This window comes from Dehalococcoidales bacterium (genome assembly GCA_035529395.1).
GTDB lineage: Bacteria > Chloroflexota > Dehalococcoidia > Dehalococcoidales > Fen-1064 > DUES01.
The window spans coordinates 1-9,262 of record DATKWT010000016.1; the positions used below are offsets into that span (position 1 = coordinate 1).

At 55.1% G+C, this 9,262-nt stretch carries 6 protein-coding genes and 1 tRNA gene; 3 read left to right on the forward strand and 4 right to left on the reverse strand.

What is annotated here, in order from left to right; genetic code table 11:
- Window positions 1-163: 163 nt before the first annotated feature.
- Window positions 164-1,378, reverse strand: a complete 1,215-nt coding sequence (locus tag VMW13_00955) for a CoA transferase (protein HUV43375.1) — start codon at window positions 1,376-1,378, stop codon at window positions 164-166.
- 30 nt (window positions 1,379-1,408) lie between these two features.
- Window positions 1,409-2,650, reverse strand: coding sequence for a CaiB/BaiF CoA-transferase family protein (locus tag VMW13_00960; protein ID HUV43376.1), 1,242 nt, complete (start codon window positions 2,648-2,650; stop codon window positions 1,409-1,411).
- A gap of 248 nt (window positions 2,651-2,898) precedes the next feature.
- On the opposite strand from VMW13_00960, the gene VMW13_00965 reads away from it, so the two are divergent.
- Entirely contained in the window at window positions 2,899-4,617 is a 1,719-nt protein-coding gene (locus VMW13_00965) for a cation:proton antiporter (GenBank protein HUV43377.1), read from the forward strand.
- Window positions 4,618-4,695: 78 nt separating this feature from the next.
- On the opposite strand, the gene VMW13_00970 is transcribed toward VMW13_00965, so the two are convergent.
- Both VMW13_00970 and VMW13_00975 read right to left on the reverse strand, forming a co-directional pair.
- Window positions 4,696-4,780 (reverse strand) — tRNA-Leu (locus VMW13_00970).
- 86 nt (window positions 4,781-4,866) lie between these two features.
- The gene (locus tag VMW13_00975; GenBank protein HUV43378.1) at window positions 4,867-5,217 is read right to left on the reverse strand and encodes a hypothetical protein; all 351 of its coding nucleotides are present in this window, start codon (window positions 5,215-5,217) and stop codon (window positions 4,867-4,869) included.
- A gap of 136 nt (window positions 5,218-5,353) precedes the next feature.
- Here VMW13_00975 and VMW13_00980 point away from each other — a divergent pair, with 136 nt between their 5' ends.
- Together VMW13_00980 and VMW13_00985 are read left to right on the forward strand one after the other, a co-directional pair.
- Window positions 5,354-7,150 (forward strand): ABC transporter ATP-binding protein, encoded by a 1,797-nt coding sequence (locus VMW13_00980; protein ID HUV43379.1) that lies wholly within the window; start codon window positions 5,354-5,356, stop codon window positions 7,148-7,150.
- Window positions 7,147-9,072, forward strand: a complete 1,926-nt coding sequence (locus tag VMW13_00985) for an ABC transporter ATP-binding protein (protein ID HUV43380.1) — start codon at window positions 7,147-7,149, stop codon at window positions 9,070-9,072. Before VMW13_00980 ends, VMW13_00985 begins: the two co-directional genes overlap by 4 nt.
- The last annotated feature ends 190 nt before the right edge of the window (window positions 9,073-9,262 follow it).

Consider the following 9,262-nt stretch of genomic DNA (forward strand, 5'->3'; position numbering starts at 1 on the left):
AGGCTAAGAAGGTAGCCCTCACCGCATGCATGCGCAAGCTTCTCACAATCCTTAATGCCATGATTAAAGGTCACGTTCCCTGGAATGCTCCTGCTACAATTCTTGGACCCTGTCACTGACCATTAAGACAGTTGCTCTGGATATCCTCTTTTTCAGCAGTCTGCTACTGTATAACACCTTCGATGACCAGTTCGGCAATTTCATCGTCGGTCATGCCGAGGATTTCCTTGAAAGCGTATTCATTGTGCTCGCCATACAGCGGAGCACGCTCTATTTGACAGGGTGTTTTTGAGAGGACACAGGGCTGCCTGGGTGGCCGATAGCGACCCAGTTCAGGGTGGTCACGCCACTGGAAGAACTCGCGGTACAGTAGTTGGGGATCGTTCTCCATGTGGTCTTCCGGGCTATTCACCATCCCAGCGGGGACACCAACGGCCTGCATGGTTGCCATCACTCCGCGGTCTTCGCGGTTGACGGTGAACGCGGTGACCAATACCTCAAGCTCGTCCTCGTTCTCCTTCCTTCCCTCAAAGGTGGCGAATCTGGGGTCATCGGTAGCCCATGCGGGACTACCGATGGCACGACCGAAGGCCTGCCACTCCTCGTCACTAAACACGGTAACAGCGCACCATTTGTCCACGCCCTTGCAGCGGAAGACCCCGTGTGGAGCGCCGTAGGGGTCGCGGTTTCCCATTCTCCCGGCTACGCGCTGGTTCACATCGTAGTCCAGCATCAATGGGCCAACGAAGTGCAGACTCCCCTGGTGCTGGGCCATGTCCAGGAACTGCCCTTTTCCTGTGCGGCGGCGGTAATCAAGGGCCGCGAGGATAGTGAGCGCGTTGAACCGCGGGGCGATATAGTCCGTGTAGAAGCCAACCTCCCCGGGTATCCTGTCAGGCCATCCCGAGATCTGGCTGATACCGGATATCGCGGTTAGCTGGTCCCCGTAGCCCGGACTATTGTGCCATGGTCCCGTCTGCCCCATCAGGCTGGAACTCATCATGATGATGTCCGGCTTTATCTCTCTGAGCACCTCGTAGCTAAGGCCCATCCTCTCCATGGCACCGCCGGCGAAGTTGTCGGCAACGATGTCAGCCCAGGCGACGAATCTCTTGGCGATTTCCTTGCCTCTGGGAAGACCCAGGTTGACCGAGCAACTCATCTTGCTTGTGCTCTGAGAATTGAAGATAGCGCCACGATTCGGACCCGGGACGTCATCCTTGAACGGAGGCTGTATCCGCCAGACGTCCGGCCTCACCTTACTCTCGATTCTGAGCACCGTGGCCCCGAAATCAGACAGCACCTTGGTGCTGGTTGGCCCCGTCCAGACCCAGGTGAAATCGGCAACCTTTATCCCTTCAAGCGGTTTCTTTGACATGCTTTTCCTCCTGCCTCTGTTTGCTCCTCGCTAGACAACGCCATCCTTCTTCAGCCTGGCCAGTGATTCCCTGGAGATGTCCAGTTCCTCGACGTATATTTCATCGTTGTGCTCCCCTACCAGTGGGGCACGTCGTGATATCACGGGCGGGGTCTCCGAGGCATTGGACCACCTGCCGGGATACCTTATGCTGGTACCCAGCTCAGGATGTTCAACCTGTGGCCAGAACTCACGAGCGGCAAGCTGTGGGCTCTCTGCCATATCATTGGCAGCGGCTACCGGATAAAGCATGATGCGGTACTTGATGGCGCCGGCCATCATCTCCGCCTTGGTATGGGTCATAAAGAAGTCGATGGTCTGCTCTTCCATCCGGTCTATGACATCCTGGGTGGTGGTGAAGTGGCTGAAGCTCTGCCAGTCGAAGCTCTTGAACCAGTCGTCGGCCATGCCTTCTTCGGCCATCCAGTTGACCAGTGGGATGCTGTGCCGCACCGCATTCGGTCCACCGGTATAGCGCCACATGACATAGCCGTCCTTGCAGGGCCAGATGTGCCGCACATTGACGGGCATTGGGGAAATCCCCCGTGGCCGATGTCTCCGGTTGAAGTCCCAGTCGCCTACCGGGAAGAAGCTCATGCATTCCTGGATGGACACGTCAACGTGCTGGCCTTCACCGGAGTCCCCACGGTGGTACAGTGCGACGAGCGCCCCGACGACTGCCTCGGTTCCCGCGTGGAAGTAGGTCTGAGCGTGATGGCTAATCCGGTAAGGGGTCCGGTCATGGTCGCCGAAGGAGCGCATAAGCGGTCCTGCCCCGGTTGCCCAGAGCGCGAGGTCAGAAGCCTTGTTGTCTCTGTAGGGGCCGGTCTGCCCGTAGGGCGTGATGGAGACCATGATGATGCCGGGGTTTATCTTCTCCAGTTCGGCATAACCCAGTCCGAGTCCGTCCATGTGCCCCGGTGAGAAAGACTCGATAACGAAATCCGCGCTCTTCACCAGCTTCCGGAAGATATCTCTGCCTTCCGCCGTCTCAATATCAAGGGTTATTCCTCGTTTGCTGGTGTTCACAGCGAACCAGTACAGACTTTTCTCCGGGTCTTTTTCGTCATGATAGAACGGCCCGATATCGCGTGCCGGGTCACCTCCGGGTCTCTCAATCTTGAGCACGTCAGCGCCCATGTCACCCATCAGCTTACCGCACATCAGACCCTTCTCATCCGCGAGGTCAAGGACACGATACGGGCTGAGCATGCCTTCGGTCTTCTCCGCCATCGAAACCTCCTTGTGCAGACTGCTGTCAGGTTGCCGGACAGCGTTCACATTATAGCATCATTTGCTGTGGGACATCACGTCCGGGACCAGGTACCTTATTGCAGCCATGTAGCAGATATTATTGTCCTACCTGAAGCCCGAGGGTTAACGCTATTCACCTGTGCTCTGTTAAAATAAACTTCCCTCGACCTTACGGTCGGGGTATTAAGTAAGGAAGTATAAAGCCGACGGGGCTTTCAGGTAAAACTATGAATCAATTAGATCCGGTTGTTACCATTGCCATTCTGTTGGCAGCAGCATTAGTGGGTGGAATGATAGCCCATCGACTAAGACAACCGATTATACTGGGCTACCTGGTAATCGGCGTGGCCGTTGGGCCTCATGCTCTTGGTTTGATAGGTGACCTGGAGCTTGTTGAAACGGCTGCCACCATGGGTGTTGCCCTGTTGATGTTTACCCTGGGGCTGGAAATCTCGATAGCTCAATTGCGTGAAGTCGGCAGGATAGGTGTATGGGGTGGTATTACCCAAATTGCGGCTACCCTCGCTCTAGGGCTGATTGCAGGGTACTTTCTATTCCGATGGCCTCTATCCCAGGCGGTCTTGTTTGGTCTGATTATCTCTCTCAGCAGCACGGCAGTATGCCTGAAAATACTGATGGAGCGAGGGGAACTGGTCTCGGTGCATGGGCGAATAATGATCGCCATCCTTATTGTTCAGGATATCGGTGTAGTAGTTATGATGGTGGTGATACCGTTAATGAGCGGTATGACAGAGAACATACCGCTTACCCTGGCAATAGCTGCAGGGAAAGCACTTCTATTTATCGGGTTAGCTATCATATTGGGACGATGGGGACTTCCCTGGCTGCTGGGCAGGGTTGGCGGTGTTCGAGATCGAGAACTGTTTCTGTTAACCGTTCTTGTATTGTGTCTGGGTGCCGCAGTAGGCACTCATGTTTTGGGCCTGTCAATCGTGTTTGGAGCTTTCCTGGTCGGTCTGGTGTTGCGTGAAACAAGGTTCGTACATCAGGCACTGGCAGAGATTACGCCCTTACGCGATATTTTTGCTACTCTTTTCTTTGTTTCTCTGGGTATGCTGCTTGACCCCATTTTCCTGATTAATAACTGGCAATCAGTGGCACTGCTGGTGGTGGCCATCATCGCCCTGAAACTACTGGTTGTTTTTGGCATTGTTCGAATATTCGGCTATAGTTCCCGGATAGCCATCCTGACCGGTGCCGGTCTTTTCCAGATTGGTGAATTCAGCTTCATCCTGGCTCAGGGTGGAGTCAACGCCGGCATTGTCTCGGACCAGTTTTACTCCCTGATTCTCGCCAGTGCTATTATCACGATGCTGTTAACACCAGTTACCATCAGCCTGATTATCAGGCTATATCCTAAACCGGCTTTGCTGACAGGCGGTAGACGGATGGTCGCTAAAGAGGCTTCATCGACTTCCGTCTCCGTGCCCACCGAGAGGCCGGACCGAGTAGTAATTGCCGGCTACGGAAGAGTTGGGAGAAACATTGCTCAAGGCCTGCAGGATGCCGGAATCCCGCACATTATAATTGATCTTGACCCAGAGCGTGTTTCCGAAGCTAAGAGTAGCGGCCGACCACGTATATATGGCGATGCTACCAATAGAAACGTTCTATCCAAGGTCGACCTTGGTAGAGCGCAAGCATTGGTGGTAACTTATCCGGACTCGATAGCAGTGGTAACCACGGTAAAGACCGCGTTGAGCATTAACCCTGAGCTTAAAATATTGGTGCGGGTGCATCGGGCGAGGGAAGCTGATGAGCTTAAGAAGCTGGGGGTTACCGAGCTAGTCAGCCCGGAATATGAGGCCAGTTTCAGGTTCATTAAGAGGCTGTTGAACATTATGGGCCTGGAGAAAGGCAAGAGAAGACAAATCCTGGCCACAATGCGCAAAGACAAGGAGATTGCTGAATACGATCCCGATTAGGCGGTGTAGCGAAATCCCTGTACTGATTCACAGTTACCGACCACACAATCTAATCCGGGGTAGTATCTCACTACCTGCTGGTGGGGAAGGGGGGATTTGAACCCCCACGCCTTTCGGCACATGATCCTAAGTCATGCTCGTCTGCCAGTTCCGACACTTCCCCTTACCCGGAGAGCCTACTGCAGGTTCTACAACTATGCTTGAATTGTAGGATATTCGCGCACACCAGTTCAAGTTAAGAGCAAAGCCCTACTCCAGAGTCACAAAGATGCTCTTCCGTGGCTGATTGCCGACGGCACGACTGATGTGGCCCCGACCTGTGGTGTCCTCAGCCAGCATGATATCACCGGGGCCGAACCGACGTACCGTTCCATCGCCGGCCTCTATCTCTACTTCGCCCTCCAGTGTGATGATGTACTGCCGCCGGGGAGCATTGTGCCAGTCGATGTAGTAGTCGCCGCCGGTCTCTCTGAAGATGATGCCTGTTGTCTTCTCCGAAGAAGACAACAGGCTGAAGCCTACTCTCTCCTCGAGGGGTATTTCCACATCTTCGAAATGTGATTCGCCATCAGCACCGGTATAGAGTCGTGTGTATTTCATTTATGCCTCCTATTACAGTTGAGAACGTATCCTGATTATATATACCGCTGTGACAGCGAGGCAAAGCAGGTCGGTGGCAGCCTCGATAGACTCCAGTTTTACATACCGTTCGAAATCGGTTACAATATTATACGCTATGCGCACCGTCTTAAGGCTAATCCGCTTTCTCAAGAAATACTGGTACTGGGTAATCCTTGCCTATGTCTGCCTTATCGCAGCGACTGTATTCTCCCTGGGAATCCCGGAGCTGATCAAACGGGCAATTGACCAGGGTATCTCACTGGATTTGCAGACCGGCCAGATGACCGGCGACCAGCAGTTCCTGGTGTTCGCCGGACTGGCCATAGTGGGGGCAAGCCTGCTGCGAGGGCTGTTCGGTTTCGGTCACACTTATCTCGGGGAATTCATTGGCCAGCGCGTAGCCTATGACATCAGGAACAGGCTGTATGACCGCATCCAGCGACTCAGTTTTGCCTTTCATGACACAGCACAGACCGGCCAGTTAATGTCTCGCGCTACCCAGGACGTAGAGGCCGTCCGCATGTTCGTGTCCATGGGCGCTCTTCGCATGGTCCAAATCGCAGCCATATTCATTGGCATCTGCGTCATCCTGTTCTCGATGAACTGGACCCTTGCCCTGATAACCCTCGCTGCCATGCCGCCGGTGGCCTACTGGGCAATCAGGCTGGGGAGAAAGCTGCGACCCATCTGGACAGACATCCAGGAAGGAATAGCAAAGATGGGCATACATCTCCAGGAGAATCTCTCCGGAGTGAATGTAGTAAGGACCTTCTCGCGCGAGCCCTACGAGATTGAAGGGTTCCGACAGAAGGCAAGGCAATACTACGAAGACGGGATACTGGCCAGCAAAATCCAGGCTTTTAACATGCCCCTGATGGCCTTCATCTTTACCCTGGTCAGCGGACTGGTCATCTGGTACGGAGGCAGAGAGGTTGTTGGCGGAAGGTTGACACCGGGCGAGTTGACACAGTTCTATTTCTACCTAGCGATGATGATGATGCCAATAAGGATGTTGGGCTTCATGGTGAACCTTGTTTCCCGTGGTATAGCTTCCGGTGACCGTATTTTTGAAGTCCTGGATGCACAGTCGGCGGTAAAAGAGAAGCGCGGGGCTACGGAGCTGGTCGATGTCAAAGGTATGGTCCAATTCGAGAGCGTTGCATTCAGCTATGGTGCAAATCCTTACGAATCCCTGGGCGACGTTCTTGATAAAGTCGACCTGGAAGCTAAACCAGGCCAGATGGTCGCCCTGCTCGGCTCGACCGGAAGTGGCAAGAGCACCCTCGTCAATCTCATCCCCAGGTTCTATGACGTCACATCGGGACGTATAACCATCGATGGCGTAGATATCCGAGAGGTAACGCTTACCTCGCTGCGACGTAGTATCGGCATTGTCCAGCAGGATGTCTTCCTCTTCTCGGCAACAATCCGGGATAACATCGTATACGGCGCTACTGATGCCAGCGACGAGCAGGTTTTTGCCGCAACCAGGGCAGCATATCTGCATGAATTCATCGAAAGCATGCCCGAAGGATACGATACCTGGGTGGGTGAACGAGGCCTCACCCTCTCCGGTGGCCAGAAACAGAGGCTGGCTATTGCCCGCACCCTGCTGGTCAACCCACGTATTCTCATTTTCGACGATTCTACGTCCAGCGTTGACACTGAGACCGAGTTCCTCATTCAGCAGGCTCTCCGCGAGTTGATGAAGGGACGGACCACCTTCGTCATTGCCCAGAGGTTACAGACCGTCCGCGACGCAGACCAGATACTGGTTCTGGACAAGGGTACCATTGTCGAGCGAGGGACGCATGCCCAGTTGCTGGAGGAAGGTAATATCTACCGGCAGATATACGAGCTACAGCTCCGCGACCAGGAAGAGTCGCTCGGTAAGGAGGGTGGCCAGCTATGATGCACGGTGGTGGCGGCGGCATGATGCACGGTGGCATGATGCACGGTGGCGCACAACAGAAGGTTGGTCTGAAGCGTGCCGGTGACCTCGTTGATGATATTGAGTTCGGCAAGGCCTACGACCAGGCGGTCATAACCCGCCTCTTCAAGTACCTCAAAGGCTTCAAGGTCCGCTTCATCCTGGCGATGCTGGGAATGCTTGGCTTCACGCTGACAACGCTGGCCATGCCTTTCCTGATCGGCTATGCCATCGACACACCGATCGCCCACGGCAACCTGTCGGGATGGGACATAGCGAATCCATCGCTGATGCTCGTTTTCATTGCCTTCATATTCAACGGGCTGCTGAATTGGGGAAGCCAGTGGCTGCAGCTGCTGTCGATGGCCTATGTCGGCCGCGGAGTTCTCTTCCAACTGCGCACCCAGATGTTCAACCACCTCCAGAAGCTCTCGATGTCCTTCTACGACCGACACGAGGTGGGCCGTGTCATGTCGCGCGTGCAGAACGATGTCGGTGCGCTGCAGGAAGTCCTCGCCAGCGGCGTCATAGTTATCGTTGCCGACGTGCTGAGCCTGGTAGGCATAGTCTTAATGCTCTTCTTCATGAATAGCAGGCTGGCACTAATTACTCTCACGATGATCCCGGTTATGGTGATTGTACTGGTCATCTGGCAGAAGTATGCCCGGGTTGCCTTCATGCGTGTACGGATGGCCATATCCGTGGTTAATGCCGGACTGCAGGAGAACATCTCCGGTGCCAGGGTCATCCAGAGCCTGTCCCGTGAGACCGAGAACTACGGGAGATTCGACAGCGTGAATGAGGCCAATCTGGGTGCCAATCTCTCGGCGGCCCGTCTCTCTGCCGGCATCCTGCCCCTGATTGAACTGCTCATGGGCGGAGCCACGGCACTGGTGATCATCTACGGCGGTGCTCAGGCCATCGCCGGAGAGCTGATGCTGGGACAGTTTGTTGCCTTCATCCTCTACGTGCAGCGGTTCTTCGAGCCGGTACGGAGCCTTACCATGCAGTACACGCAGTTGCAGCGGGCCATGGCCGGCGGACAGCGGATCTTCGAGGTACTTGACACCCAGCCAGAGATAACCGATGTCACTGACGCTATCGACCTGCCTACCATCAAGGGCGACATCGAGTTCGATAATGTCGGCTTTGAGTACGTGCCCGACCTCGAGGTGCTGCATGACATCAACCTGCACATACGCCCCGGCGAAACGGTGGCACTGGTTGGTGCGACCGGAGCCGGGAAGAGCTCCATGATCAACCTCGTCGGCCGGCTCTACGACATAACCAGGGGACACCTGAGAATCGACGGCCATGACATCAAAATGGTCACTCAGAGGTCGCTGAGGCAACAGATCGGCGTTGTCCTCCAGGAGCCCTTCCTTTTCTCGAATACAGTACGGGAGAACATCATGTACGGCCGGGAGGGTGCCACCGAAGAGGAGATGATCGAAGCCGCCAAGGCAGTCGGCGTGCACGATTTCGTCCAGCGTCTTGAATATGGCTACGACACCGGGCTGCAAGAAAGAGGCAGCAACCTTAGTGTGGGGCAGCGTCAGTTGATCAGTTTTGCCAGAGCAGTCCTGGCTGACCCGCGTATTCTCATGCTCGATGAAGCAACGGCCAACGTTGACACCCAGACCGAGATACTCATCCAGCAGGCCCTGCAGCGCCTCCTCAAGGGCCGTACCTCCCTGGTTATCGCCCACCGTCTCTCAACTATACATGATGCCGACCGCGTGGTGGTGCTCGATGACGGGAAAATAGCGGAAATCGGGAATCACGAACAGCTCATGCAGAAGCGGGGCATATACTACCGTCTGTATTCCATGAGCTATGCGGCTGCCGGTGGGAACAGTCCATCAGGGGATGACGCTCCGGCAGAAGACAGACCGGCCAACTGATGTTTGTCCAGCCTGGCGGCTGGACAACTAGTGTAGTGTCCTATAAATGCCTTTACAGCCCTGTCATTCTAGCAAGCCTATGAAAAACCCTTTCGACCATCCCCCGTGCGGCCCGGATGGGGCGCCCCTCAGAAGGGGCGGTGCCTTCCCCTTCCTGTCCAGGAAGAGCCTTCCTACCGAGGAAGGGGGG